Origin of the sequence: Pseudomonas sp. TWRC1-2 (genome assembly GCF_049896685.1) — a bacterium.
In the GTDB taxonomy this organism is placed as follows: Bacteria; Pseudomonadota; Gammaproteobacteria; order Pseudomonadales; family Pseudomonadaceae; genus Aquipseudomonas.
Window position 1 is genome coordinate 199,631 of sequence record NZ_JAFCUU010000006.1, and the last position, 24,196, is coordinate 223,826.

Genomic DNA, 24,196 nt, shown 5'->3' on the forward strand with positions numbered 1-24,196 from the left:
GCCCCTGTGGGAGCTGGCAAACCAGCTCCCACATTTGATTTGTGAATACCTTCAAATGTGGGAGGGGGCTTGCCCCCGAAGGCGGCCTACCAGACGCCGCACAGCCGCATGGCTTATCATTAGCCACCTGACGACACCCACCAAGGTTCTCCCCGGCATGCTGGCTATCTTCCTCACCACCCTCACCATCACCGCGCCGGTGTTTGCCATGCTGTTTCTGGGTGTGCTGCTCAAACGCATCAACTGGATCAACGACAACTTTATCCACACCGCCTCCTCCCTTGTCTTCAACGTGACCATGCCGGCGCTGCTGTTCCTGGGCATCCTGCACGCCGACCTGCACGCGGCGCTCAAGCCAGGTCTGCTGATCTACTTTGCTGTCGCCACATTGCTGAGCTTTGCATTGGCCTGGGGCTGGGCGATCTATCGTTGCCCGCGCGTAGACCGCGGTATCTACACCCAGGGTGCGTTTCGCGGTAACAACGGTGTGATCGGCCTGGCGCTGGCGGCCAGCATGTATGGCGACTACGGCATTTCCCTGGGCGCGATCCTCGCGGCGCTGGTGATTCTGTTCTACAACACCCTGTCGACCATCGTGCTGGCGGTGTACAGCCCGGTGATCAAGTCCGATCCGTGGAGCATCTTCAAAAGCGTGGTGGCCAACCCGCTGATCATCAGCGTGATTGCGGCCGCACCGTTCGCGATTTTCAAGATCGGCCTGCCGGGGTGGCTGGAGTCGTCCGGGCAATACCTGGCGGACATGACCTTGCCGCTGGCATTGATCTGCATCGGCGGCACCTTGTCGTTGGCGGCCTTGCGCAAAAGCGGAAGCATGGCCCTGAGTGCCAGCCTGGTGAAGATGATCGGTTTGCCGTTAGTTGCGACGCTGGGCGCATGGCTGCTGGGCTTCAGGGGCCCGGAGCTGGGGATTCTGTTTTTGTACTTTGGCGCACCGACCGCGGCGGCGAGTTTTGTCATGGCCAGGGCGGCCGAGGGCAATCATGAGCTGGCGGCGGCGATTATTGTGATTACGACCTTGATGGCGGCGGTGACCACCAATATCGGGATATTTGTGTTGCAGGCGGGTGGCTGGATCTGAAGGTTGTGGTGGGGTTGAGGGCCAATCGCAGGCAAGCCAGCTCCCACCGTTTGACCTGTGAATACAGTCATAAGTGGGAGCTGGCTTGCCTGCGATGACTATCCAGCCGTCACGGCTTATCTGCCTGATACGCCTCAATCACTTCCAGCGCCGCCCGAAACGCATCAATCGCCGCCGGCACGCCGGCATACACCGCGCAATGCAGCAGTGCTTCGCGAATCTCTTCCACTGTGCAGCCATTGTTCAGCGCGCCGCGCACGTGGCCCTTGAGTTCCTGCGGGCACTTGAGGGCGGTGAGGGCGGCCAGTGTGATCAGGCTGCGCGTCTTCAACGGCAGGCCTTCGCGGTTCCACACGCTGCCCCATGCATGCTCATTGACGAAATCCTGCAGCGGCTGGGTGAACTCGGTGGCATTGCCCAGGGCGCGGTCGACGAACACATCGCCCATGACCTGGCGACGCATTTCAACCCCGGACTTTTTCTGTTCGGTCATTGCGATTCCCTCTTGTGTTGGCGGCGCCAGGCTTGCAGCGAGGTGAACAACACAAACGCGACCAGCGCTGGCAGGACGTAATACAGCATCAATTGTTCAAGCCGGGTGGCCAGCGGCATGCCGAAGGTGAACGACACCACATGCAGCCCATACGCCAGATACAACCCCAGAAACACCAGGCCTTCAGCGCGGGTGACGCGGTAGCCGCTGTAGAACACCGGCAGGCACAACACCACCACGCCGAGCATCACCGGCAAGTCGAAATCCAGTGCGTTGGGCGACACCGACAACGGCGAGGGCGCCACCAGCGCGGTGAACCCCAGCACGCCGAGCAGGTTGAACAGGTTGCTGCCGATCACGTTGCCCACGGCAATTTCGCGCTCGCCGCGCAGCGCGGCAATCAGTGAAGTGGCCAGGCACGGCAGCGAGGTGCCGACACCGATCAGCGTCAGGCCGATGATGCGTTCGGACAGGCCCAGGTCGCTTGCCACATCCACCGCTGCGCCCAGCAGCAAATGCCCGGCCAGCACCAGAATCAACAACCCGCCCAGCATCAACAACGCGCTGCTCAGCCAGGGCGCGCGGGCCACCGTGTCCAGCGTGCGCGGACGGCGAGAATGGCGGGTCTGGTAGTGCAACACACCGAGGTAGGCTATCAGCGCAACCACTAAAAAGAGGCCGTCGAGCGGTGTCAGTTCTTCATTGGCGGCCAGGGTAAACACCAAGAGGCCGGCGAAGATCATCACCGGAATGTCCAGCCGCACCAGCTGCCGCGAGACGCGCAGCGGAATGATCAGCGCCGCCAGGCCCAGGGTGACGAGGGTGTTGAAGATACTGCTGCCGATGACGCTGCCCACGGCGATATCGGTATTGCCGGCCAGGGTGGCCTGCAGGCTGACGGTCATCTGCGGCGCACTGCTGCCGAAAGCGACGATGCTCAAGCCGATAATCAGTGGCCGCACCTTGAGGCTGGCTGCCAGGCGCACGGCGGCACGCACCAGGATTTCGGCGCCGACGATCAGCAACACCAGGCCGCTGATCAGTTCGATCAGGCTCCAGGGCGAGAGGGCGGTTAATCCGAAAATGGCCAGGGCTCCTTTATCAGTTGCTCAGCGCCTGCACGCGAACCCGTGCAGTGCCGCTGCCCAGCATACCGAGTTGTTCGGCAGCCTTGCGTGAAACGTCGATCAGGCGCCCACGGGTATGCGGACCGCGATCATTGATGCGCACGACCACGGATCTGTTGTTGTTGAGATTGGTCACCTTGACCTGAGTGCCGAAGGGCAGACGCCGATGGGCGGCGGTCAGGGTGTTCTGGTTGAAGGGTTCACCGCTGGCAGTTTTGTTGCCATGGTGCTTGGCGCCGTAATAGGAGGCGGTGCCGGTTTCGTCGTAGCCGTTGGGGTCGATGAGGCCGCTGGCACAACCGGCCAACGCAGAGAACAGGGCCAGGAGGCCGAGTAGACGCTTCACTTTAGGTAAGTCCCCATTATAAATGTGGGAGCTGGCTTGCCTGCGATGCAGGCACCTCGGTGTTTCAGTTGCACCGAGGCGATACTATCGCAGGCAAGCCAGCGCCCACATGGGTCCGAGTTGGGTAGGAAATCCCGCCCGGACCCTTTCACCGCGAATCAGCCTTCGAGCTTGCTTTTCAGCAATTCGTTCACCTGTTGCGGGTTGGCCTTGCCTTTGGAGGCTTTCATCGCCTGGCCGACAAAGAAGCCGAACATTTTGCCGCGCTTGGCTTCGTCTGCGGCGCGGTATTGCTCGACCTGTTCGGCGTTGGCCGCCAGCATTTCATCGAGCACGGCCGAGATCGCGCCGCTGTCGGTGACTTGCTTGAGGCCGCGCTTCTCGATGATCTCATCGGCGCTGCCTTCGCCTGCGGCCATGGCTTCAAACACGGTCTTGGCGATTTTGCCGGAGATGGTGTTGTCCTTGATGCGCAGCAGCATGCCGCCCAGTTGCTCGGCGGTCACCGGGGCTTCGTCGATTTCCAGGCCCTGTTTGTTCAACAGGCTGCCCAGCTCAACCATCACCCAGTTGGCCGCCAACTTGGCGTCGCCGGCAATGCTCACGACTTTTTCGAAGTAGTTGGCTTGCTCGCGGCTGGAAGCCAACACGCTGGCATCGTAGACCGACAGGCCGAACTGCGCCTGGAAGCGCTCGCGTTTGTGCTGCGGCAATTCCGGCAGGGTGGCGCGGATGTCATTGAGGAACGAATCCTCAAGGACGACCGGCAACAGGTCCGGGTCGGGGAAGTAACGGTAGTCGTTGGCTTCCTCTTTGCTGCGCATGGCGCGGGTTTCGTCTTTGTTCGGGTCGTACAGGCGGGTTTGCTGGATGACCTTGCCGCCGTCTTCGATCAGGTCGATCTGGCGACGCACTTCGCTGTTGATCGCCTTTTCGATGAAGCGGAACGAGTTGACGTTCTTGATCTCGCAGCGGGTGCCGAACTCGACCTGGCCTTTAGGACGGATCGACACGTTGCAGTCGCAACGCAGCGAGCCTTCGGCCATGTTGCCGTCGCAGATGCCCAGGTAACGCACCAGCGCGTGGATCGTCTTGACGTAGGCCACGGCTTCCTTGGCGCTGCGCATGTCCGGCTCGGAGACGATTTCCAGCAACGGCGTGCCGGCACGGTTCAAGTCGATGCCGGTAGCGCCCGGGAATTCTTCGTGCAGGCTCTTGCCGGCGTCTTCTTCCAGGTGCGCGCGGGTCACGCCGACACGTTTGATGGTGCCGTCTTCCAGTGGGATGTCCAGATAGCCCTTGCCGACGATCGGCAGTTCCATCTGGCTGATCTGGTAGCCCTTGGGCAGGTCCGGGTAGAAGTAGTTCTTGCGCGCGAACACGTTGTGCTGGCCGATCTCGGCATCAATCGCCAGGCCGAACATCACCGCCATGCGCACCGCTTCCTGGTTCAGCACCGGCAGCACGCCGGGCATGCCCAGGTCTACCAGGCTGGCCTGGGTATTGGGCTCTGCGCCGAACGTGGTGGCGCTACCGGAGAAAATCTTCGATTGGGTGGCGAGCTGGGTATGAATCTCCAGCCCGATCACAACTTCCCATTGCATAGTGTTCTCCTCAGAAGCCGGTAGGGGTGCGAGTGTGCCAGTCGGTGTTCAACTGGTACTGGTGCGCCACATTGAGCAGGCGGCCTTCCTGGAAATACGGGGCAAGCAATTGCACACCGACCGGCAGGCCATCGACGAAACCGGCGGGCATGGACAAGCCCGGCAAGCCCGCGAGGTTGGCGGTGATGGTGTACAGGTCTTCCAGGTACTCGGCGATCGGGTCGCCGGTCTTGGCGCCGATCTTCCAGGCCGGGTTCGGCGTGGTTGGGCCGAGGATCACGTCGACTTCTTCGAAGGCAGCCATGAAGTCGTTCTTGACCAGGCGACGGATTTTCTGCGCCTTGAGGTAGTACGCGTCGTAATAGCCGGCGGACAGGGCGTAGGCACCGACCATGATCCGACGTTGGACTTCGGCGCCGAAGCCTTCGCCGCGCGAGCGTTTGTACAGGTCTTCGAGGCCTTTCGGGTTTTCACAGCGATAGCCGAAGCGCACGCCGTCGAAACGCGACAGGTTGGAAGAGGCTTCTGCCGGTGCGATCACGTAGTAGGCAGGAATCGCGTGCTGGTTGTTCGGCAGGCTGATTTCCTTGATCACGGCGCCGAGTTGTTCCAGCGTCTTGACGCTGTTGTGCACCAGTTCGGCGATACGCGGGTCGAGGCCGGCGCTGAAATACTCTTTCGGCACGCCAATACGCAGGCCTTTGAGCGAGGTATTGAGGCTGGCGCTGTAGTCCGGCACCGGTTCGTCAATGCTGGTGGAGTCCTGCTTATCAAACCCGGCCATACCTTGTAACAAAATCGCGCAGTCTTCAGCGGTGCGTGCCAGCGGGCCGCCCTGATCCAGGCTGGAGGCGTAGGCGATCATGCCCCAACGCGAAACACGACCGTAGGTCGGCTTCAAACCGGTGAGGTTGGTGAACGCGGCGGGCTGACGGATCGAGCCGCCGGTGTCGGTAGCGGTAGCCGCCGGCAGGAAGCGCGCGGCAACGGCGGCAGCCGAACCACCGGACGAACCGCCTGGCACGTGATCCAGGTTCCACGGGTTTTTCACGGCGCCGTAGTAGCTCGACTCGTTGGCAGAACCCATGGCGAATTCGTCCATGTTGGTCTTGCCCAGGGTCACGGCCCCGGCGGCGGCCAGCTTGGACACCACGGTGGCATCGTAGGGCGCCTTGAAGTTGTCGAGCATCTTCGAGCCGCAGCTGGTGCGAATGCCCTGGGTGCAGAACAGGTCTTTGTGGGCGATTGGTGCGCCCAGCAGTGCGCCATTCTCACCGTTGGCGCGACGTACGTCGGCGGCCTTGGCCTGGCTCAGGGCCAGCTCTTGGGTGAGGCTGATGAAGCTGTTGACCTTCGGATCAAGCTCGGCGATGCGCGCAAGCAGGGTCTTGGTCAGCTCTTCGGAAGAAAACTTTTTGTCGGCGAGACCGCGGGCGATCTCGGCCAGAGTCATGTGATGCATGAAAGGCTCTTTCCCTTTAGTCGATGACTTTCGGAACCAGGTACAGGCCGTTTTCGACCGCTGGCGCGATGGACTGGTAGGCCTCGCGATTATTTCGCTCGGTCACAACGTCTGCGCGCAGGCGCTGGCTGGCTTCCAGCGGGTGAGCCAGGGGCTCGATGCCGTCGGTATTGACGGCCTGCATTTGGTCAACCAGCCCGAGAATGCTGTTCAGGGCTGCGGTGGTCTGTGGAAGATCGGCTTCATTCAGGCCAAGCGAGGCCAGATGAGCGATTTTTTCCACGTCGGAGCGTTCAAGCGCCATGGGATTCTCCAGTGGAAAACAGAACGGAGGGCGTCCGTGTGTTAGATTGTCGGAACACTACCGCATTTCTACGGTCATATGGCCGCGATTGTGGGGGTTGGTGCACAGAAAGTCGGCCAATTTAGCACATTGGCGCCTTGCCCAAAATCCCTGTCGTTGTTAGAGTTTGCCGCACTTTTTTACCCACGCGTTGCCTAGGGTCCTTTCCCCATGTTCAAGAAACTGCGTGGCATGTTTTCCAGCGATCTTTCCATTGACCTGGGCACTGCCAACACCCTTATTTACGTGCGCGAGCGCGGTATCGTTCTGAATGAGCCATCGGTTGTGGCCATTCGGACCCATGGTAATCAGAAAAGTGTCGTTGCCGTTGGCACCGAGGCCAAGCGCATGCTCGGCCGAACACCAGGCAACATCGCTGCCATTCGTCCGATGAAGGACGGCGTGATCGCCGACTTCAGCGTCTGCGAGAAGATGCTGCAGTACTTCATCAACAAGGTTCACGAAAACAGTTTCCTGCAGCCCAGCCCTCGTGTGCTGATCTGCGTTCCGTGCAAGTCCACCCAGGTTGAGCGTCGTGCCATCCGTGAATCGGCCCTTGGCGCCGGTGCCCGCGAAGTATTCCTGATCGAAGAGCCTATGGCTGCCGCTATCGGCGCCGGCCTGCCGGTCGAAGAAGCGCGCGGTTCGATGGTGGTGGATATCGGTGGTGGTACCACTGAAATCGCCCTGATTTCCCTGAACGGTGTGGTGTACGCCGAATCCGTGCGTGTAGGCGGCGACCGTTTCGATGAAGCGATCATTACCTACGTGCGTCGTAACTACGGCAGCTTGATCGGCGAATCCACCGCCGAGCGTATCAAGCAGGAAATCGGCACCGCTTACCCGGGCGGCGAAGTTCGCGAAGTTGATGTTCGCGGTCGCAACCTGGCCGAAGGCGTTCCACGTGCTTTCACCCTGAACTCCAATGAAGTGCTGGAAGCTCTGCAAGAGTCCCTGGCCACCATTGTTCAGGCAGTGAAGAGCGCCCTGGAGCAATCGCCTCCGGAGCTGGCTTCCGACATCGCCGAGCGTGGCCTGGTGCTGACCGGTGGTGGCGCCTTGCTGCGCGACCTCGACAAGCTGTTGGCCCAGGAAACAGGCCTGCCGGTGATCGTCGCCGAAGACCCGCTGACCTGCGTCGCCCGTGGTGGTGGCCGTGCACTGGAAATGATGGATAAACACACCATGGACCTGCTTTCCAGCGAATAAGATTGCCGGAATGGTTCATGCTTCGCCCACAGGCAGCACTTTGCAGTGCTGCCTGTTGGCGTTTATCTTCTTCAATCTGCATCCAGGCCGGTTTGATGCCGTATGAATAAAGAGAACATTTGCCCGGGAGGAGCGGCTTATTAAACCGCTTTTCGCCAAAGGCCCCTCATTGGGCGTGCGCTTATTGGTGCTGGTCGTGCTTTCGGTCGCGCTGATGGTGGTCGATGCCCGCTTTGCACTGCTCAAGCCCGTGCGTAGCCAGATGTCGCTGGTGTTGATGCAGACTTACTGGATCACCGACCTGCCGCAACGGCTCTATCAGGGCGTGGCCAGCCAATTCGGCAGCCGCACTGAGCTTGTCGCCGAGAACGAAAAACTCAAGACTGAAAACCTGCTGTTGCAGGGGCGCATGCAAAAGCTGGCGGCCCTCACCGAGCAGAACGTTCGGCTGCGCGAGTTGCTTAACTCTTCGGCATTGGTCAACGAGAAGGTCGAAGTGGCCGAGTTGATCGGCATGGACCCCAACCCCTTTACCCATCGCATCATCATCAACAAGGGTGAGCGCGACGGTGTGGTCCTGGGTCAACCGGTGCTCGACGCCCGTGGCCTGATGGGCCAGGTGGTCGAGTTGATGCCCTACACTTCGCGCGTATTACTGCTGACGGACACCACCCACAGCATTCCCGTGCAGGTCAACCGCAACGGTTTGCGCGCGATTGCCAGCGGTACCGGTAACCCGGAGCGTCTTGAGTTGCGCCATGTGGCCGACACTGCCGACATCAAGGAAGGCGACCTGTTGGTCAGTTCCGGCCTGGGTCAGCGGTTCCCGGCAGGCTACCCGGTCGCGACGGTCAAGGAAGTGATCCACGATTCCGGCCAGCCGTTCGCCATCGTGCGCGCCGTGCCGACCGCCGCGTTGAACCGCAGCCGTTACCTGTTGCTGGTGTTCAGCGACAACCGTACGCCGGAAGAGCGTGCCAACGACGCTGCCCAGGCGCAGGAAGCAGAAGACAAGCAGAACGGCACCGCGCCGGTCATTCCTGCCACGGTGCCAAAACCAGCCTTCGTGGGGCCGCCTGCTCCTGCGGTGACCTCGGTCGCGCCAGTGGCGACGCCCGTCAAACCTGCGGCCCACAGCGCCCGCTCAGCCAAACCGGCCGCGGCCAAGCCAACGGTCACCACGCCGGCCGCCACAGTGCCAGCGGCTAAACCGCCTGCCACGTCGGCAACCCGACCAGCGGCCGCAGCGCCGGCAACCACGCGGCAGAGGGAGGAATAATGGCCGGTACGCATTCGCGCAATGGCTGGATCGTCTGGCTGACCTTCGCCATCGGCTTGCTGCTCAGCGTTTCGCCGTTGCCGCAGTTCATGGAAATCCTGCGACCGCTCTGGCTCGCCTTGCTCCTGGCGTTCTGGTCGCTGACCTTGCCGCACAAGGTAGGCATGGTCACGGCGATGTGCCTGGGCTTGGCGGAGGACGTGCTCTATGGCACCTTGCTGGGCCAGAACGCGCTGATCCTGACCCTGATTACTTTCCTGGTGCTGTCATTGCAGCAGAGGTTGCGCATGTTCCCGATGTGGCAGCAGTGCCTGGTGATCCTGGTGATCTTCGGCCTGGCGCAGTTGGTGCAACTGTGGCTCAGCGCCTTGACCGGTAACCGCCAGCCAACTTTGGCCCTGGTATTGCCGGCTCTGGTCAGTGCGTTGCTGTGGCCTTGGGTCAGCTTCGGTCTACGTGGTTTACGTCGCCGCTATAAAATCAATTGAATGGATTGCGAGGCTCTGCCTGGTTATCGAACCCTACAGGGAGAGTCTGCAATGAATTCGCTTTATCTGGCCTCGGGCTCCCCAAGACGGCGTGAACTGCTGACGCAGATCGGTGTGCCTTTCACCCTGGTCAGCGCCGCCATTGATGAAACTCCTCTTACAAACGAATCCGCCGTTGCCTACGTCGAGCGCCTTGCGCATGGCAAGGCCACGGCGGGTTTTGCTGCGCTTGAAAAGACTGCCGGCGCCTGCGTGCTGGGCGCCGACACGGCCGTGATCGTTGATGGTCAGATCCTTGGCAAACCGGTTGACCAGGCCGACGCCCTGGCGATGTTGATGGCCCTGTCGGGACGCGAGCATGAAGTCCTCACCGCCATTGCCGTCACCGACGGCGAGCGCAGCGAAACTCGATGTGTGAGCAGCCGGGTACGTTTTCGCGCTATTTCTGTCGAGGAGGCTACAACCTACTGGCGCAGCGGCGAACCTCAGGACAAGGCGGGCGGCTATGCTATCCAGGGACTTGGATCGGTGTTTGTCGCCGGGCTCAATGGCAGCTATTCCGCCGTGGTAGGCCTGCCCGTGTGCGAAACCGCGCAACTGCTTGGTCAATTCGGCATACCCTGTTGGCAAAACCTTACCGCGCGCTGAACGCCGTATCCCAGCGCCAAGCCTTAAGCGATCGGTCACTATTGTGAAAACGCCTGAACGAGACCCAGCCATGAGTGAAGAGATTCTGATCAATATCACGCCGATGGAATCGCGCGTGGCGGTGGTAGAGAACGGTGTTCTGCAAGAAGTGCACGTCGAGCGCACCCAGAAGCGCGGCATTGTCGGCAATATCTATAAAGGCAAAGTGGTGCGCGTGTTGCCGGGCATGCAGGCGGCATTCGTCGACATCGGCCTGGACCGCGCCGCGTTTATCCATGCATCGGAAATCTCCCTGCGCGAAGGCCCTGCGGTTGAAAGCATCAGCGCGCTGGTACACGAAGGGCAGAGCCTGGTGGTGCAAGTCACCAAGGACCCGATCGGTTCCAAGGGCGCGCGGCTGACCACTCAACTGTCGATTCCTTCGCGTTATCTCGTGTACATGCCGCGCACTGCGCATGTCGGTATTTCTTTAAAAATCGAAGACGAAGCCGAGCGTGAACGCCTGAAAAAGGTGGTCAGCGACTGCGTGGCTGCCGAGGGCATCAAGGAAGCGGGTGGTTTTATCCTGCGCACGGCCGCAGAAGGCGCCGGCGCCGATGAAATCCTCATGGACATCAGGTACCTGCGGCGCTTGTGGGACCAGATCGGCGCACAGATCAAAACCATTGGCGCGCCGAGCGTGATCTATGAAGACCTTGGCCTCGCGCTGCGTACGTTGCGCGATTTGGTCAGCCCGAAAATCGAGAAAATTCGCATCGACTCGCGGGAAACCTTCCAGCGCACCACACAATTTGTCGCCGAATTGATGCCGGAAATAGCCGACCGCCTCGAGCATTACCCCGGCGAGCGGCCGATCTTCGATCTTTATGGCGTCGAAGACGAAATCCAGAAAGCCCTGGAGCGCAAAGTGCCGCTCAAATCCGGCGGCTATCTGGTCGTGGACCCGGCAGAGGCCATGACTACCATTGACGTCAACACCGGCGCGTTTGTCGGCCACCGCAATCTCGAAGAGACCATCTTCAAGACCAACCTCGAAGCCGCCACCGCGATTGCCCGCCAACTGCGCCTGCGCAACCTGGGCGGCATCATCATCATTGACTTCATCGACATGGAAGACGAAGAGCACCAGCGCCAGGTGCTGCGTACCCTCGAGAAGCAACTGGAGCGCGATCACGCCAAGACCAACATCATCGGCATCACCGAGCTGGGCCTGGTGCAGATGACCCGCAAGCGTACCCGCGAAAGCCTTGAGCAAGTGCTCTGCGAACCCTGCAGCAGCTGCCAGGGGCGCGGCAAGCTGAAGACCCCTGAAACGGTTTGCTACGAGATTTTCCGCGAAATCTTACGGGAGGCACGCGCCTATCAAGCCGAAGGTTATAGAGTGCTCGCCAACCAGAAAGTCGTCGATCGGTTACTGGATGAAGAGTCTGGTAACGTCGCTGAACTGGAGGGTTTTATCGGGCGCACGATTCGCTTCCAGGTCGAAACCATGTATTCCCAGGAACAATATGACGTGGTGCTGCTCTGATCCCCAATCGCTTAATTTCTTCGAGAACGGCAGACCTTGATCTGCCGTCCGTCCACTGCTTTGAGGGTCGCCTGACATGGAGCGTCTGATACGCTTTTTTGCCGCTTTGACCCGTTGGGGCCTGGGCTTGTGTGCCTTGCTGCTGGTGTTGGCTGCGGTGTACGTGAGCCTGGGTCGTGAATTGACCCCGCTGGTGGCTGAATACCGCGCCGAAATCGAAGCCAAGGCTCAGGCTGCGGTGGACATGCCCGTGCAAATCGGCAGCCTTGAAGGCCGCTGGAGCGGTTTCGCCCCCGTGTTGCTGGCCCACGACGTGATGGTCGGCGAGGGCAGCAGTGCCTTGCGCCTGGACCAGGTTGAGGTGGTGCCGGATATCTGGGCCAGCCTGATGGCCCGCGAAGTGCGTATAGCCCACCTGGAAGTCAGCGGGCTGCAGTTGAGCGTCAAGGAAGACAAGGACGGCCACTGGGCGCCCCAAGGCCTGCCGGTGCAAGATGACCAACCGTTGGACCCTGAGCAGGTGCTGACGCGCATGCAGATGGTCAAGCGCGTGTCCTTGCTCGATAGCCAGGTCACGCTGCAACCGTTCGGCCAGGCGCCGCTGACCCTGACTTACGTGGGCCTGAGCCTGCACACCGGCGCCACTCGCCAGCGCCTCGATGCGCGCCTGACCCTGCCGGATGGCCAGCCACTGGCTGTAAACCTGCGTACACGAATTCGCGCCAGCGCTTGGAAAGACGGTGAAGTCCAGGCTTACCTGAGCCTGCCGCAAAGCGACTGGGCCAAATGGATACCCGGCAGGCTGACCCAGCAATGGAACGTCACGCAGTTCAAGGCCGGCGGCGAATTCTGGCTGACCTGGGCCAAAGGCACCGTGCAAAGCGCGGTGGCGCGTCTGAACTCACCCCAGCTCAAAGGCAGCTACGCCGACCGCAAGCCGGTTCATATCGAAAACCTTGCCCTCACGGCTTACCTGCAACGCAGTGAAAGCGGCCTCAACGTGCTGTTTGACTCGCTGGCGATGAACATTGGTGAAACGCGCTGGGAGTCGCGCCTGCAATTGCAGCAAAGCCTGGCTACCGACAAGGATCTGGAAGTCTGGAAACTGCAGGCCGACCGCCTTGACCTGACGCCGATCACGCCGTTGCTGAATGCCTTGGCGCCCCTGCCGGAAGGCTTTGCCAAAACCGTCGAACACCTCAAGGCCACTGGCACGCTGCGCAACGTGCTGGTGGATTTCCGTCCCCAGGATACGAGCGATCAGAAGGTCAGTTTTGCCGCCAACCTCGAGCGCATCGGGTTTGATGCCTACTTCGGCGCACCGGCTGCGCGCAACGTGTCCGGCAGTATCAGCGGCGACCTGGGGCACGGTGAGTTGCGCATGGACAGCAAGGACTTCTCCTTGCACCTGTACCCGATCTTTGCCAAACCGTGGCAGTACATCCAGGCCAATGCACGCCTGACGTGGAAGCTGGATAAAGAAGGTTTCACCCTGATCGCCCCCTACATCAAGGTGCTCGGCGAAGAAGGCAAGGTTGCGGCAGACTTCCTGATTCGTCTGCATTTCGACCATAGCCAGGAAGACTATATGGACCTTCGGGTCGGCATGGTCGATGGCGATGGCCGTTTTACACCCAAGTATTTGCCGGCGGTATTGAGCCCGTCGCTGGATGAGTGGTTGCGCACAGCGATTCTCAAAGGCGCGGTTGACCAAGGTTTCTTCCAGTACCAAGGTTCGCTGAACCATGACGCGCTGCCGGCTGCACGCAATATCAGCCTGTTCTTCAAGGTGCACGATGCCGAACTGGCGTTCCAGCCAGGCTGGCCGCATGTGAGCAAGGTCAATGGTGAAGTGTTTGTCGAGGAGAGCGGCGTGCGCATCCTGGCGAGCAAGGGCCAATTGCTCGACACCAAGGTCAAGGACGTTTACGTCAATATTCCTCACGCGCCAACCGGTAAAGACAGTCATCTGCTGATCACCGGTGGATTCGCAGGTGGCCTGGGGGATGGCTTGAAGATCCTTCAGGACGCGCCGATCGGCACTGGCTCGACGTTTGCCGGCTGGAAAGGCGAGGGCGACCTGCAAGGCAAGCTGGACCTGGATATTCCGCTGGTCAAAGGCACCGAACCCAAGATCGTGGTGGACTTCCAGACCGACAAGTCCCGCCTGCAATTGGCCGAGCCGACTCTGGATTTGAGCCAGCTCAAGGGCGATTTTCGCTTCGACAGCACCAAGGGGCTGAGTGGCCAGAACATCTCCGCCCAGGCGTTTGATCGTCCGATCACCGCGCAGATCGTTGCCGATGGCAAACCGGGCACTATCAGCACGCGTATCACCGCCAAGGGGCAGGTCACGGTCAAGCGCCTGACGGACTGGTTGAAAATTAGCCAGCCGCTGCCGGTGTCCGGCGATATCCCGTACCAATTGCAAGTGACACTGGACGGCGCCGACAGCCAACTGATGGTCAGTTCCAACATGAAAGGCGTAGCGGTCGATCTGCCCGCACCGTTTGGCATGCCCGCCAGCCAGGGGCGCGACAGCGTATTCCGCATGACCTTGCAGGGGGCCGAGCGCCGCTACTGGTTCGATTATGGCGAGCTGGCGAGCTTCACCTTTGCGTCGCCTCCGGACAAATTCAATGAGGGTCGCGGGGAGTTGTTCCTGGGGGACGGTGATGCCGTGCTGCCGGCTGCCAAAGGCTTGCGCATTCGTGGCGTGCTGTCGGAGCTGGATATAGACCCGTGGAAAAAACTGGTCGACCGTTACGCCGGCAATGACCCAGGCGGCAATGCCAAGCAACTGCTCAGCGGTGCTGATTTCAAGGTGGGCAAGTTGAGCGGTTTTGGTACCCAGTTTGACCAGGTCAACCTGCAACTTGACCGCAAACCGGCCGCATGGGGGCTGCAGTTCGACAGTCAACAAGCCAAAGGTGCTGTGAACCTTCCTGATGCCAAGGGCGCGCCTATTGCAATCAACCTGCAGTACGTGAAGTTGCCGGCGGTGGATCCGAAGGCACAGGCCGACGAAAACGCGCCAGACCCGTTGGCGGATGTCGACCCCAAGGACATTCCAGCACTGGATATCTCCATCAATCAACTGTTCCAGGGGCCGGACTTGGTGGGCGCCTGGTCACTGAAAGTACGGCCGACGGCCAAAGGCCTGGCCTTCAACAATCTGGACCTTGGCCTCAAAGGCATGCAGCTCAACGGCGCTGGTGGTTGGGAAGGCGCGCCGGGTAACAGCAGCAGTTGGTACAAAGGACGCCTGGATGGCAAGAACATCGCCGATGTGCTCAAAGGCTGGGGGTTCGCGCCGACGGTAACCAGTGAAGACTTCCATCTGGATGTGGACGGTCGCTGGCCGGGCTCGCCGGCTTGGGTCGGTCCCAAGCGTTTCTCCGGTAGCCTGGATGCAGCGTTCCGCAAAGGCCAGTTCGTTGAGGTCGAAGGTGGCGCGCAGGCTCTGCGGGTATTTGGCTTGCTGAATTTCAACTCCATCGGGCGCCGTTTGCGTCTGGACTTCTCGGACTTGCTTGGTAAAGGCTTGAGCTATGACCGGGTCAAAGGCTTGCTCGCGGCCAGCAATGGCGTGTTCGTGACGCGTGAACCCATCACCATGACCGGGCCTTCCACCAACCTGGAGCTCAACGGCACGCTGGACCTGGTAGCCGACCGCGTCGACGCCAAGCTGCTGGTCACGTTGCCGGTGACCAATAACCTGCCAATTGCCGCTTTGATTGTCGGTGCACCGGCCATTGGTGGCGCGCTGTTTTTGATCGACAAGTTGATTGGCGATCGTGTTTCGCGCTTCGCCAGCGTGCAGTACAAGGTGCAAGGGCCTTGGAAGGATCCAAAAATCACCTTCGACAAGCCATTTGAAAAACCAAACTGAGAGGCTGTGGAGTAGCATGGCCGCATGCCCTTTTCGGAGTGTCGGCCTATGTCCTTTGCGGTAATTCAGATGGTCAGCCAGAGCGATGTTCTGGTCAACCTGGCCCAGGCCAGGCGCTTGCTGGAGCAAGCGGCGGCTGGCGGCGCGAAGCTGGCGGTACTGCCGGAGAACTTCGCCGCCATGGGCCGCCGTGACGTAGCCGATCTGGGCCGCGCCGAAGCTTTGGGCGAAGGCCCGATCCTGCCGTGGTTGAAACAGACCGCTCGCGACCTCACCTTATGGATAGTGGCCGGTACTTTGCCGTTGCCGCCCAAGGACCAACCCAACGCCAAGTCCAACGCTTGCTCGCTGCTGATCGATGATCAGGGCGAAATCGTCGCCCGTTACGACAAGCTGCACTTGTTCGATGTGGATGTAGCAGATGCGCGGGGTCGTTATCGCGAATCTGACGACTATGCTTTCGGGAGCAATGTGGTGGTAGCGGACACGCCGGTGGGGCGATTGGGCCTGACGGTGTGCTACGACCTGCGGTTCCCCGAGCTGTACAGCGAATTGCGCGCGGCGGGGGCTGAATTGATTACCGCGCCCTCGGCGTTTACAGCGGTAACTGGTGCTGCGCATTGGGACGTACTGATTCGGGCGCGAGCCATTGAAACCCAGTGCTACTTGCTGGCAGCTGCCCAAGGCGGCGTACACCCAGGCCCACGGGAAACCTTTGGCCACGCAGCGATTGTCGACCCTTGGGGGCGCGTGCTGACACAACAGGATCAGGGCGAAGCGGTGTTGTTGGCCGAACGCGATAGCAATGAACAAGCGTCGATACGGGCGCGCATGCCGGTGGTCAACCATCGGCGCTTTTTCTCGCAGGGCGCGCAGCGGCCTGCTTCGGAACGATGAATTTAAGGCCAAACCTATGAGCGAGTTGTTGTCCTCAGTCAGTGAACACCTCCTGGCACCCGGTGGCGTGACCATCGAAAGCTTGCAAACCGTGCTCGGCGACCTGGCCGGGCCAGGCATCGACGCGGCGGACCTGTATTTCCAGGGGCAGATTTCCGAGTCATGGGCCCTCGAAGACGGCATCGTCAAGGAAGGCAGTTTCAACCTTGATCAGGGCGTGGGCGTGCGTGCGCAATCCGGTGAAAAGACCGGGTTTGCCTACAGTAATGCCATTACCCTTGAAGCGCTGGGCCTGGCGGCCCGCGCAGCGCGCTCGATTTCCCGCGCTGGCCAGAACGGCACGGTGCAGGCGTTCAGTACCCAGGACTTGGCGCAGTTGTACGCGCCGGATAACCCTCTGGAAGTGATCAGCCGTGCGGAAAAGGTCGACTTGCTCAAGCGTATCGACGCCGCTACCCGTGCCCTCGACCCACGCATACAGCAAGTGACCGTGAGCATGGCCGGTGTGTGGGAACGCATTCTGGTGGCGTCCACCGACGGCGGGCTGGCGGCAGATGTACGGCCGTTGGTACGGTTTAATGTCAGCGTGATCGTTGAGCAGAATGGTCGCCGCGAGCGCGGTGGCCATGGCGGCGGCGGGCGTACCGACTACCGGTATTTCCTTTCTGACGACCGCGCCATGGGCTATGCCCGCGAGGCGCTGCGCCAGGCGCTGGTTAACCTGGAAGCCATCCCAGCACCCGCCGGTACCTTGCCGGTGGTGTTGGGTTCGGGCTGGTCCGGGGTTTTGCTGCACGAAGCGGTGGGCCACGGCCTGGAAGGCGACTTCAATCGCAAGGGCAGTTCGGCCTACAGCGGGCGCATGGGCGAGATGGTCGCGTCCAAGCTTTGCACCATTGTCGACGACGGTACCTTGGCGGGTCGCCGTGGTTCGTTGAGCGTTGACGATGAAGGCACGCCGACCGAGTGCACCACGCTGATTGAAAACGGTGTGCTCAAGGGCTACATGCAAGACAAACTCAATGCGCGCCTGATGGGCGTGGCGCGCACCGGTAACGGCCGTCGTGAGTCCTACGCGCACTTGCCGATGCCACGTATGACCAATACCTACATGCTCGGTGGCGAAAGCGATCCGGCGGAAATCATCGCCTCGGTCAAACGCGGGATCTACTGCGCCAACCTCGGCGGCGGCCAGGTGGATATCACCAGCGGTAAGTTTGTGTTCTCCACCAGCGAGGCGTACCTGATCGAAGACGGCAAGATTACCGCGCCGGTCAAAGGGGCGACGTTGATTGGTAACGGGCCGGAAGCCATGAGCAAGGTGTCGATGGTCGGTAACGACCTGTCGCTGGACAGCGGCGTGGGCACATGCGGCAAGGATGGGCAGTCGGTGCCGGTCGGCGTTGGCCAGCCAACCTTGAAGATTGATGCGATCACCGTGGGTGGCACGGGGTCGTAAGCGGTGGAGCTTCGGGTGGCGCAGAACGCCACCCGGGGAAGAGGATCAGCGCAGGCCGCGTTGAGTCTCGTCCAGCTCACGGATGTACTTGAAAATTTTACGGCTGGTGGCCGGAGCCTTGTTTTGCGCCAGTTCGTGCTGGGCCTGACGGATCAGGGAGCGCAGTTGCTGGCGGTCCGCGTCCGGGTAGTCCACCACGAATTTCTCCAGTACAGCGTCATCGCCCGAAATCAGGCGGTCACGCCAACGTTCCAGGTTATGGAAACGTTCGTTGTACTGGCGAGTGGAGGCATCGAGTTGATCGAGCAACGTCAGAATGGCGTCAGTGTCCTGATCGCGCATCAATTTGCCGATAAACATGATGTGCCGTTTACGCGCGATATTCGCGGTGTGCTTGGGCGCATCCGCCAGGGCCCGACGCATTTCGTCGGTCAGTGGCAGTTTTGCAACCAAATCCGGCTTGAGCGTTGTAAGGCGCTCGCCAAGGTCAACCAGAGCATGCAGCTCGCGTTTGACCTGGGTTTTGCTTTTCTCCCCATCGAGGGAGTCGTCGTAAGAATCAACCATGGTGGCAGTCCGCAAAGAAACGCCGCCATGATAACCAGTCGGGGGCCGCTTGTCCGGCCCGGTCGCTCGATGGCCTTAACCGAAAGCAGAATTTGAGTGGAGAAAACCATGAGTGCAGCCCAAAGCGTCGGTCCGCAAGCGTTACCGGCACTGCAGGAACAAGTCGAGCAGATCCTTGCCGAGGCCAAGCGCCAGGGTGCCAGTGCCTGTGAAGTGGCCGTATCGCTGGAGCAGGGGCTGTCGACGTCGGTGCGCCAGCGGGAAGTGGAAACTGTCGAATTCAATCGCGATCAGGGTTTTGGTATCACCTTGTATTCGGGGCAGCGCAAAGGCTCGGCGAGTACGTCGGCCAGCGGTCCGGAAGCGATTCGCGAAACTGTCGCTGCTGCGTTGGCGATTGCCAAGCACACGTCCGAAGACGAAAGCTCGGGCTTGGCCGACAAAGCGCTTATGGCCAAGGACTTGAAGGATTTCGACCTCTTTCACGCCTGGGACATCACGCCTGAGCAGGCTATCGAGCAGGCGCTGATCTGCGAAGCTGCGGCGTTTGATGCCGATCCCCGCATCAAGAATGCTGATGGCACCACCTTGAGCACCCATCAGGGTTGCCGTGTTTACGGCAACAGCCACGGTTTTATCGGCGGTTACGCTTCTACTCGCCATAGCTTGAGCTGCGTGATGATCGCCGAAGCCGATGGCCAGATGCAGCGTGATTATTGGTATGACGTAAGCCGTCAGGGTGAATTGCTGGCGAACCCGGTCAGTATTGGTCAGCGCGCTGCGCAGCGCGCGGCCAGCCGTTTGGGCGCGCGTCCGGTGCCGACGTGTGAAGTGCCGGTGCTGTTCTCGGCCGAACTTGCCGGCGGCCTGTTTGGCAGCTTCCTGGGGGCGATTTCCGGTGGGAATCTGTACCGCAAGTCCTCGTTCCTTGAGGGCGCAATCGGCCAGAAGTTGTTCCCTGAGTGGCTGACCATCGATGAGCGTCCTCATTTGATGCGTGCCATGGGCAGTTCCGCCTTCGACGGTGATGGCCTGGCGACCTATGCCAAGCCGTTCGTCGAGAAGGGCGAGCTGGTCTCGTACGTGTTGGGCACTTACGCCGGTCGCAAGCTGGGGCTGCCGAGCACGGCCAACTCCGGTGGCGTGCACAACCTGTTCGTGACCCATGGCGACGAAGACCAGGCTGCGCTGCTGCGTCGCATGGGCCGCGGCCTGCTGGTGACCGAATTGATGGGCAGTGGCCTGAATATGGTCACGGGTGACTATTCCCGCGGCGCCGCCGGTTTCTGGGTGGAAAACGGCGAGATTCAGTTCGCCGTCCAGGAAGTGACTATTGCCGGCAACATGCGCGACATGTTCAAGCAGATCGTTGCCGTCGGTAACGATCTGGAGCTGCGCAGCAATATTCGCACGGGGTCGGTGTTGATCGAGCGGATGACCGTCGCCGGCAGCTAAACACTCAACGTCTCAAAAAAAGGCGCGCCATCCTACAGATGGCGCGCCTTTTTTATGCCCGCATCACGGGTGGATTCGCGTGCCACCCTTGTTTTGATTCTCAATATCATTTAATAATAAATATCATTACCGAATGAGTGTGGATCATGAGTTCTGTCCTGCATGAGGATCCGTACCTGGAAAGCTGGCGCTGGATGAGTCGTCAGATTCGCTGCGGCCTCGATCCCAATGAACCTCGCCTGATCGAACATTACCTCAATGAGGGTCGATACCTGGCGTGCTGCACCGCGACCCATCCGTGGACGATCGCTGAAACATCATTCCGTTTGTTGATCGACACCGCCAGCGATGTCGCCTTGCCCTGGCATTGGCGATCCATGTGCCTGGACCAGGCTTGGCGCCCGCTGCGTGACCTGGAAAAACTCTCTCACTGTGCCTGCCGCCTCAAGCGCTGGCAGACCTTTGCCTGGCAATTGGCGACCTGCGAATTGCTGCCCTCCATTTCCGTTTCTGACCTGGTGCAAGGATCTTCCGATGAGTAACACCCGTATCGAACGCGACAGCATGGGCGAACTGCAAGTGCCTGCCGGGGCCCTGTATGGCGCGCAAACCCAGCGCGCGGTGAACAACTTCCCAATCAGCGACCAGCGTATGCCGGCGCAATTCATTCGCGCCCTGATTTTGGCCAAGGCCGCCGCCGCCAAGGTCAACGTCGACCTCAAGCAGATCAGCGAAGCGCAAGGCAAAGCCATTGTCGACGCCGCTCAGGGTTTGCTGGAAGGTGATTACATGCCGCACTTTCCGGTGGATATCTTCCAGACCGGTTCCGGCACCAGCTCCAACATGAACGCCAACGAAGTGATTGCGACCCTCGCCAGCCGTTTGTTGGGCGAAGCGGTCAACCCCAACGACCACGTGAACTGCGGCCAAAGCAGCAACGACATTATCCCGACCACCATTCACGTCAGCGCCGCATTGGTGTTGCACGAGCAAACGCTGCCGGCCTTGCTGCACCTGGTGCAGGTGATCGAACACAAGGCCGAGGAGGTCCATCCGTTCATCAAAACCGGCCGCACCCACTTGATGGACGCCATGCCGGTGCGTATGAGCCAAGTGCTTAACGGCTGGGCGCAACAACTCAAAGCCAATATCGGTCACTTGCAGGACTTGCTGCCGAGCTTGCAAGCCCTGGCACAGGGCGGCACGGCGGTCGGCACCGGGATCAACGCACCCCCGGAATTCGCCGCGCGTTTCAGCCAGCAACTGAGCACCCTGACCGGCGTGAAATTCACACCGGGCAAGAACCTGTTCGCGTTGATTGGCTCCCAGGACACCGCTGTGGCCGTCTCCGGCCAGCTGAAAGCCACCGCCGTCTCGCTGATGAAAATTGCCAACGATTTGCGCTGGATGAACTCCGGACCGCTCGCGGGCCTGGGTGAAATCGAACTGGAGGGCTTGCAGCCGGGCTCTTCGATCATGCCTGGCAAGGTCAATCCGGTGATCCCTGAAGCGACTGCCATGGTTGCTGCGCAAGTCATCGGCAATGACACCGTGATCACTGTTGCGGGTCAGTCCGGCAACTTTGAACTCAACGTGATGCTGCCGATCATTGCCCAAAACCTGCTCAGCAGCCTCGAACTGCTGGCTAATTCCAGCCGATTGCTGGCGGACAAGGCCATCGCCAGCTTCAAAGTCAACGAGGCCAAGCTCAAGGAAGCGCTGTCGCGCAACCCGATTCTGGTCACGGCCCTCAACCCGATCATTGGTTACCAAAAAGCCGCTGAAATTGCCAAGAAGGCCTACCAGCAAGGCCGTCCGGTAATTGATGTCGCCCTCGAGCACACCGACTTGTCACGTAGCCAACTCGAGATCCTGCTGGATCCGGAAAAGCTCACGGCCGGCGGCGTGTAATCACCGACTCTGCTTTGGAGGCTCACCATGGAGCACTGGAAACGCACGATCGAACGAGCCAATCGCTGTTTTATGCAGGGCGAATTGGTTGACGCTCGCGAGGCCTATTTGCAAGCCCTGGCCCTGGCTCAAGTGTTATTCGAGCGCTGGGCGGATGCCGACGAAGCAGTGGCGGCTTGCGTCATCTCCCATCACAACCTGGCGGACTTGCACCTGCGCCTGAACCAGCCTGAGGAAAGTGCGGAATACCTGTGCGCTATCCATCAACGCCTGTTGCAGACCATGCAGGACCCGCGCCTGAGCCCGCAATTGCGCGAGGCGGCGCTGCGCCAGAGCAGCAAGACCTACGTCGAACTGTTGAACTTCATCAGTGATCACGGCGAGTACCCGCGGACCCATCGCTTGCTGGGTGGCACTGCGGCGCAATCGCAAGCGTCGACCCGCAACAGTCCCTATTACGGAGCACATTGATATGTCCTACACCTTGCCTGCCTTGCCCTACGCCTATGATGCCCTGGAGCCGCATATCGATGCGCAGACCATGGAAATCCACTACACCAAGCATCACCAGACCTACATCAACAATCTGAATGCGGCGGTCGAGGGCACCGAGTTTGCGGGCTGGACGGTTGAAAAGCTGGTCTCCAGCGTCCAGCAACTGCCGGAAAAACTACGCGCAGCGGTGATTAACCAAGGTGGCGGTCACGCTAACCATTCGTTGTTCTGGGCGGTGATGTCTCCCAAAGGCGGTGGCAAACCCGAGGGCGCGCTAGGCACAGCGATCGAGACGCAACTGGGCGGCTTCGACAGTTTCAAGGACGCCTTCACCAAGGCCGCCTTGACCCGATTCGGCAGCGGCTGGGCCTGGTTGAGCGTCACGCCGCAAAAAACTCTGGTGGTCGAAAGCAGCGGCAACCAGGACAGCCCACTGATGAACGGCAACACGCCGATCCTCGGTCTGGACGTCTGGGAGCACGCTTACTACCTGCTCTACCAGAACCGCCGCCCGGAATACATCAACGCCTTCTACAGCGTCATCAACTGGCCGGAAGTCGCCGCACGCTACCAGGCCGCCGTGGCCTGATATTCATCCAATAACAAGATCTAAGGCCGACTATGGGCACTGAAACACTGGCGATCAGCAGCGGACGAATGTTTCGTTATGCGTTTGGTTCGCTGCTGCTATTGGCAGGCACTGCATTGCTGGTGGCCCACGGGCTGGCCTGGCTGGATCTTGAACCGCGCATCCTGCGCGCCTTGCAGGGCGGGGCGATCTGCGCGCTTGGCACTGCACTGGGCGCAGTCCCGGTGCTGGTGATTCGCCGGATGCCGGTAGCGCTCAGCGATACCTTGCTGGGATTCGGCGCCGGTGTGATGTTGGCGGCGACGGCCTTTTCGCTGATCGTGCCTGGTATTGCGGCCGCTGAAGGCCTTGGGCTATCGCCTTGGGGAGCCAGTGGTTTGATCAGCTTCGGCATCATGCTCGGTGCGTTCGGGTTGTACCTGGTTGACCGCAAGGTCTCCGGCGCCAGCCCGGAAATGCTGGTGGGCACGCCGGACAAGCCGGTGATTCCACCGCGCATTTGGTTGTTCGTGTTTGCCATCATTGCCCACAACATTCCGGAGGGCATGGCCGTAGGTGTCTCGGCGGGTGGCGGCATGCCGGATGCCGACAGCCTGGCCATGGGCATCGCCCTGCAGGATGTTCCGGAAGGTTTAGTGATTGCGCTGGTCTTGGCCGGGGCAGGGATGTCGCGGATCAAAGCGTTCCTGATCGGCGCTGCGTCAGGGTTGGTCGAACCGGTATTTGCGGTGCTCTGTGCCTGGCTGGTGAGCCTGGCGGAAATTTTGTTGCCGCTGGGGCTCGCACTCGCGGCTGGGGCGATGTTGCTGGTGGTGACGCACGAAGTGATTCCCGAATCGCGCCGCAATGGTCACGAAAAGCTTGCCAGCCTGGGACTGTGCATCGGGTTCTGCTTGATGATGGTGATGGATACTGCTCTGGGATAAACCTCGGCCCATTATTACAAGCCCGGCTTGGCAACGGTGGCGTCCGCCCGGTGACGGCAAGGCTTGAGGGCGTCCCGCCAGCAAGCCGATGCCTGGACGTGGTTATTCGCCTTCGTCAAAGAAGTTATTGATCAGCTTTACCAGCGCGTCCATCGCTTCCTGTTCCTGCTCGCCTTCAGTCTTCAAGTGAATCTTGGTGCCCTTGCCAGCAGCCAGCATCATCATGGCCATGATGCTCTTGCCGTCGACCATGGATTCTGGAGTGCGCCCGGCCCGGATCTGGCAAGGGAACTGCCCGGCCACACCGACGAATTTGGCGGAAGCGCGAGCGTGCAGGCCCAGCTTGTTGATGATTTCAATTTCCAGAGCGGGCATCGAA

At 60.5% G+C, this 24,196-nt stretch carries 23 protein-coding genes; 15 read left to right on the forward strand and 8 right to left on the reverse strand.

From position 1 onward, the window contains the following. The first annotated feature begins 157 nt into the window (after nt 1-157). On the forward strand, nt 158-1,099 hold the full coding sequence (locus ACP7B3_RS18775; RefSeq protein WP_145165207.1) for an AEC family transporter: 942 nt from the start codon (nt 158-160) through the stop codon (nt 1,097-1,099). Between the two features lie 109 nt (nt 1,100-1,208). On the opposite strand, the gene ACP7B3_RS18780 is transcribed toward ACP7B3_RS18775, so the two are convergent. The 6 genes from ACP7B3_RS18780 to gatC form a co-directional block, all read right to left on the reverse strand. Next, on the reverse strand, nt 1,209-1,592 hold the full coding sequence (locus tag ACP7B3_RS18780; RefSeq protein WP_426180172.1) for a carboxymuconolactone decarboxylase family protein: 384 nt from the start codon (nt 1,590-1,592) through the stop codon (nt 1,209-1,211). Further along, the gene (locus ACP7B3_RS18785; RefSeq protein ID WP_145165304.1) at nt 1,589-2,635 is read right to left on the reverse strand and encodes a calcium/sodium antiporter; all 1,047 of its coding nucleotides are present in this window, start codon (nt 2,633-2,635) and stop codon (nt 1,589-1,591) included. Before ACP7B3_RS18785 ends, ACP7B3_RS18780 begins: the two co-directional genes overlap by 4 nt. 58 nt (nt 2,636-2,693) lie before the next feature. Then, nucleotides 2,694-3,065 carry a septal ring lytic transglycosylase RlpA family protein gene (locus tag ACP7B3_RS18790; RefSeq protein WP_145165205.1) on the reverse strand — a complete coding sequence of 124 codons (372 nt, stop codon included), beginning with the start codon at nt 3,063-3,065 and terminating at the stop codon, nt 2,694-2,696. 158 nt (nt 3,066-3,223) lie between these two features. After that, nucleotides 3,224-4,669 carry an Asp-tRNA(Asn)/Glu-tRNA(Gln) amidotransferase subunit GatB gene (gene gatB, locus ACP7B3_RS18795; RefSeq protein ID WP_404486907.1) on the reverse strand — a complete coding sequence of 482 codons (1,446 nt, stop codon included), beginning with the start codon at nt 4,667-4,669 and terminating at the stop codon, nt 3,224-3,226. Between the two features lie 10 nt (nt 4,670-4,679). After that, complete coding sequence (gene gatA / locus ACP7B3_RS18800) at nt 4,680-6,131, reverse strand: Asp-tRNA(Asn)/Glu-tRNA(Gln) amidotransferase subunit GatA (RefSeq protein WP_242194709.1); 1,452 nt, start codon at nt 6,129-6,131, stop codon at nt 4,680-4,682. 16 nt (nt 6,132-6,147) lie between these two features. Continuing rightward, entirely contained in the window at nt 6,148-6,435 is a 288-nt protein-coding gene (gene gatC, locus ACP7B3_RS18805; RefSeq protein ID WP_003171764.1) for an Asp-tRNA(Asn)/Glu-tRNA(Gln) amidotransferase subunit GatC, read from the reverse strand. A gap of 210 nt (nt 6,436-6,645) precedes the next feature. On the opposite strand from gatC, the gene mreB reads away from it, so the two are divergent. The 8 genes from mreB (at nt 6,646) to tldD (ending at nt 17,874) form a co-directional block, all read left to right on the forward strand. Next, nucleotides 6,646-7,683, forward strand: coding sequence for a rod shape-determining protein MreB (gene mreB, locus ACP7B3_RS18810; RefSeq protein ID WP_002555108.1), 1,038 nt, complete (start codon nt 6,646-6,648; stop codon nt 7,681-7,683). 139 nt (nt 7,684-7,822) lie between these two features. Further along, complete coding sequence (gene mreC / locus ACP7B3_RS18815; protein WP_426180463.1) at nt 7,823-8,962, forward strand: rod shape-determining protein MreC; 1,140 nt, start codon at nt 7,823-7,825, stop codon at nt 8,960-8,962. After that, nucleotides 8,962-9,450: a rod shape-determining protein MreD gene (mreD, locus tag ACP7B3_RS18820; protein WP_017138250.1), complete on the forward strand. Its 489-nt coding sequence runs from the start codon at nt 8,962-8,964 to the stop codon at nt 9,448-9,450. The genes mreC and mreD overlap by 1 nt, the downstream gene beginning before the upstream one ends. 51 nt (nt 9,451-9,501) lie before the next feature. Next, nucleotides 9,502-10,098 (forward strand): Maf family protein, encoded by a 597-nt coding sequence (locus ACP7B3_RS18825; protein WP_426180176.1) that lies wholly within the window; start codon nt 9,502-9,504, stop codon nt 10,096-10,098. A 70-nt stretch (nt 10,099-10,168) separates the two neighbouring features. Next, a complete protein-coding gene (gene rng / locus ACP7B3_RS18830) occupies nt 10,169-11,626 on the forward strand; it encodes a ribonuclease G (RefSeq protein ID WP_010213134.1) in 1,458 nt (485 codons plus the stop codon). 76 nt (nt 11,627-11,702) lie between these two features. After that, nucleotides 11,703-15,518 carry a YhdP family protein gene (locus ACP7B3_RS18835; RefSeq protein WP_426180178.1) on the forward strand — a complete coding sequence of 1,272 codons (3,816 nt, stop codon included), beginning with the start codon at nt 11,703-11,705 and terminating at the stop codon, nt 15,516-15,518. A gap of 48 nt (nt 15,519-15,566) precedes the next feature. After that, nucleotides 15,567-16,415, forward strand: coding sequence for a carbon-nitrogen hydrolase family protein (locus tag ACP7B3_RS18840; RefSeq protein WP_426180180.1), 849 nt, complete (start codon nt 15,567-15,569; stop codon nt 16,413-16,415). A gap of 16 nt (nt 16,416-16,431) precedes the next feature. Next, nucleotides 16,432-17,874 (forward strand): metalloprotease TldD, encoded by a 1,443-nt coding sequence (tldD, locus tag ACP7B3_RS18845; RefSeq protein WP_426180182.1) that lies wholly within the window; start codon nt 16,432-16,434, stop codon nt 17,872-17,874. A 45-nt stretch (nt 17,875-17,919) separates the two neighbouring features. Here tldD and yjgA read toward each other — a convergent pair whose 3' ends face one another. Next, nucleotides 17,920-18,441: a ribosome biogenesis factor YjgA gene (yjgA, locus tag ACP7B3_RS18850; RefSeq protein WP_083360139.1), complete on the reverse strand. Its 522-nt coding sequence runs from the start codon at nt 18,439-18,441 to the stop codon at nt 17,920-17,922. Nucleotides 18,442-18,549: 108 nt separating this feature from the next. Between yjgA and pmbA the strand changes: the two genes are divergently transcribed. The 6 genes from pmbA (at nt 18,550) to ACP7B3_RS18880 (ending at nt 23,817) form a co-directional block, all read left to right on the forward strand. After that, complete coding sequence (gene pmbA, locus ACP7B3_RS18855) at nt 18,550-19,896, forward strand: metalloprotease PmbA (RefSeq protein ID WP_124416442.1); 1,347 nt, start codon at nt 18,550-18,552, stop codon at nt 19,894-19,896. Nucleotides 19,897-20,042: 146 nt separating this feature from the next. After that, nucleotides 20,043-20,438, forward strand: a complete 396-nt coding sequence (locus tag ACP7B3_RS18860) for a FagA protein (protein WP_404486917.1) — start codon at nt 20,043-20,045, stop codon at nt 20,436-20,438. Continuing rightward, nucleotides 20,431-21,807: a class II fumarate hydratase gene (locus ACP7B3_RS18865; RefSeq protein WP_426180185.1), complete on the forward strand. Its 1,377-nt coding sequence runs from the start codon at nt 20,431-20,433 to the stop codon at nt 21,805-21,807. Before ACP7B3_RS18860 ends, ACP7B3_RS18865 begins: the two co-directional genes overlap by 8 nt. Nucleotides 21,808-21,834: 27 nt before the next feature. Beyond that, nucleotides 21,835-22,278, forward strand: coding sequence for a hypothetical protein (locus ACP7B3_RS18870; protein ID WP_145165185.1), 444 nt, complete (start codon nt 21,835-21,837; stop codon nt 22,276-22,278). A 1-nt stretch (nt 22,279) separates the two neighbouring features. Beyond that, nucleotides 22,280-22,891, forward strand: a complete 612-nt coding sequence (locus ACP7B3_RS18875) for a superoxide dismutase (RefSeq protein WP_426180187.1) — start codon at nt 22,280-22,282, stop codon at nt 22,889-22,891. A 32-nt stretch (nt 22,892-22,923) separates the two neighbouring features. Then, nucleotides 22,924-23,817, forward strand: a complete 894-nt coding sequence (locus tag ACP7B3_RS18880) for a ZIP family metal transporter (RefSeq protein WP_262207105.1) — start codon at nt 22,924-22,926, stop codon at nt 23,815-23,817. 102 nt (nt 23,818-23,919) lie between these two features. On the opposite strand, the gene ACP7B3_RS18885 is transcribed toward ACP7B3_RS18880, so the two are convergent. Beyond that, the gene (locus tag ACP7B3_RS18885; RefSeq protein WP_049709983.1) at nt 23,920-24,192 is read right to left on the reverse strand and encodes an HPr family phosphocarrier protein; all 273 of its coding nucleotides are present in this window, start codon (nt 24,190-24,192) and stop codon (nt 23,920-23,922) included. Nucleotides 24,193-24,196: the final 4 nt, after the last annotated feature.

Bases quoted from the DNA above. Each gene is read 5' to 3' on its own strand.
- ACP7B3_RS18875 (WP_426180187.1), top strand. From the start codon at position 22,280: ATGTCCTACACCTTGCCTGCCTTGCCCTACGCCTATGATGCCCTGGAG.
- yjgA (WP_083360139.1), bottom strand. From the start codon at position 18,441: ATGGTTGATTCTTACGACGACTCCCTCGATGGGGAGAAAAGCAAAACC.
- gatA (WP_242194709.1), bottom strand. From the start codon at position 6,131: ATGCATCACATGACTCTGGCCGAGATCGCCCGCGGTCTCGCCGACAAA.
- ACP7B3_RS18885 (WP_049709983.1), bottom strand. From the start codon at position 24,192: ATGCCCGCTCTGGAAATTGAAATCATCAACAAGCTGGGCCTGCACGCT.
- gatB (WP_404486907.1), bottom strand. From the start codon at position 4,669: ATGCAATGGGAAGTTGTGATCGGGCTGGAGATTCATACCCAGCTCGCC.
- ACP7B3_RS18840 (WP_426180180.1), top strand. From the start codon at position 15,567: ATGTCCTTTGCGGTAATTCAGATGGTCAGCCAGAGCGATGTTCTGGTC.
- ACP7B3_RS18860 (WP_404486917.1), top strand. From the start codon at position 20,043: ATGAGTTCTGTCCTGCATGAGGATCCGTACCTGGAAAGCTGGCGCTGG.
- mreB (WP_002555108.1), top strand. From the start codon at position 6,646: ATGTTCAAGAAACTGCGTGGCATGTTTTCCAGCGATCTTTCCATTGAC.
- tldD (WP_426180182.1), top strand. From the start codon at position 16,432: ATGAGCGAGTTGTTGTCCTCAGTCAGTGAACACCTCCTGGCACCCGGT.
- ACP7B3_RS18780 (WP_426180172.1), bottom strand. From the start codon at position 1,592: ATGACCGAACAGAAAAAGTCCGGGGTTGAAATGCGTCGCCAGGTCATG.
- mreD (WP_017138250.1), top strand. From the start codon at position 8,962: ATGGCCGGTACGCATTCGCGCAATGGCTGGATCGTCTGGCTGACCTTC.
- pmbA (WP_124416442.1), top strand. From the start codon at position 18,550: ATGAGTGCAGCCCAAAGCGTCGGTCCGCAAGCGTTACCGGCACTGCAG.
- ACP7B3_RS18775 (WP_145165207.1), top strand. From the start codon at position 158: ATGCTGGCTATCTTCCTCACCACCCTCACCATCACCGCGCCGGTGTTT.
- ACP7B3_RS18880 (WP_262207105.1), top strand. From the start codon at position 22,924: ATGGGCACTGAAACACTGGCGATCAGCAGCGGACGAATGTTTCGTTAT.
- ACP7B3_RS18825 (WP_426180176.1), top strand. From the start codon at position 9,502: ATGAATTCGCTTTATCTGGCCTCGGGCTCCCCAAGACGGCGTGAACTG.
- ACP7B3_RS18870 (WP_145165185.1), top strand. From the start codon at position 21,835: ATGGAGCACTGGAAACGCACGATCGAACGAGCCAATCGCTGTTTTATG.
- ACP7B3_RS18865 (WP_426180185.1), top strand. From the start codon at position 20,431: ATGAGTAACACCCGTATCGAACGCGACAGCATGGGCGAACTGCAAGTG.
- ACP7B3_RS18835 (WP_426180178.1), top strand. From the start codon at position 11,703: ATGGAGCGTCTGATACGCTTTTTTGCCGCTTTGACCCGTTGGGGCCTG.
- gatC (WP_003171764.1), bottom strand. From the start codon at position 6,435: ATGGCGCTTGAACGCTCCGACGTGGAAAAAATCGCTCATCTGGCCTCG.
- rng (WP_010213134.1), top strand. From the start codon at position 10,169: ATGAGTGAAGAGATTCTGATCAATATCACGCCGATGGAATCGCGCGTG.